1 rRNA gene (only partly in view) is annotated in these 1,300 nt (G+C 51.3%); it reads left to right on the top strand.

Annotated elements, in window-relative coordinates:
- Positions 1-20: 20 nt before the first annotated feature.
- Positions 21-1,300, top strand: a 23S ribosomal RNA gene (locus ACU696_RS01490); it runs 1,777 nt beyond the window's last position.

The following is a 1,300-nucleotide window of genomic DNA, read 5'->3' as shown; positions in this document are numbered from 1 at the left end:
AAGACACCTTCGGGTTGTGAGGTTAAGCGACTAAGCGTACACGGTGGATGCCTAGGCAATCAGAGGCGATGAAGGACGTGCTAATCTGCGATAAGCGTCGGTAAGGTGATATGAACCGTGATAACCGACGATTTCCGAATGGGGAAACCCAGTGCAATTCGTTGCACTATCGTTTGATGAATACATAGTCAAACGAAGCGAACCGGGGGAACTGAAACATCTCAGTACCCCGAGGAAAAGAAATCAACCGAGATTCCCCTAGTAGCGGCGAGCGAACGGGGAGCAGCCCAGAGTCTTAATCAACATTAGCATCAGGAGAACGGTCTGGAAAGGCCGGCAGTAAAGGGTGATAGCCCCGTATCCGAAGGTGTTAGTGTTGTGAACTCGACGAGTAGGGCGGGACACGTGTTATCCTGTCTGAATATGGGGGGACCATCCTCCAAGGCTAAATACTCCTGATTGACCGATAGTGAACCAGTACCGTGAGGGAAAGGCGAAAAGAACCCCGGCGAGGGGAGTGAAATAGAACCTGAAACCGTGTACGTACAAGCAGTGGGAGCCCCACCACCAAAGCATTTTCTGGTGTTGAGGACAACTTTGAAGTGACATTCAACACGCGTTGGCGGAGCGTTTTTTGCGACGCCAACACACAAAACAAGCAGTGAATGTGCTTTGGGGTGGGGTGACTGCGTACCTTTTGTATAATGGGTCAGCGACTTATATTCTGTAGCAAGGTTAACCGTATAGGGGAGCCGTAGGGAAACCGAGTCTTAACTGGGCGAATGAGTTGCAGGGTATAGACCCGAAACCCGGTGATCTAGCCATGGGCAGGTTGAAGGTTGGGTAACACTAACTGGAGGACCGAACCGACTAATGTTGAAAAATTAGCGGATGACTTGTGGCTGGGGGTGAAAGGCCAATCAAACCGGGAGATAGCTGGTTCTCCCCGAAAGCTATTTAGGTAGCGCCTCGTGAACTCATCTTCGGGGGTAGAGCACTGTTTCGACTAGGGGGTCATCCCGACTTACCAACTCGATGCAAACTACGAATACCGAAGAATGTTATCACGGGAGACACACGGCGGGTGCTAACGTTCGTCGTGAAGAGGGAAACAACCCAGACCGCCAGCTAAGGTCCCAAAGTCATAGTTAAGTGGGAAACGAAGTGGGAAGGCTCAGACAGCCAGGATGTTGGCTTAGAAGCAGCCATCATTTAAAGAAAGCGTAATAGCTCACTGGTCGAGTCGGCCTGCGCGGAAGATGTAACGGGGCTAAACTATGCACCGAAGCTGCGGCAGCGA

The organism is Providencia sp. PROV_01 (assembly GCF_053098325.1).
The sequence above is the reverse complement of the archived record's forward strand: the minus strand, read 5'-3'. Positions and strand labels throughout refer to the sequence as shown.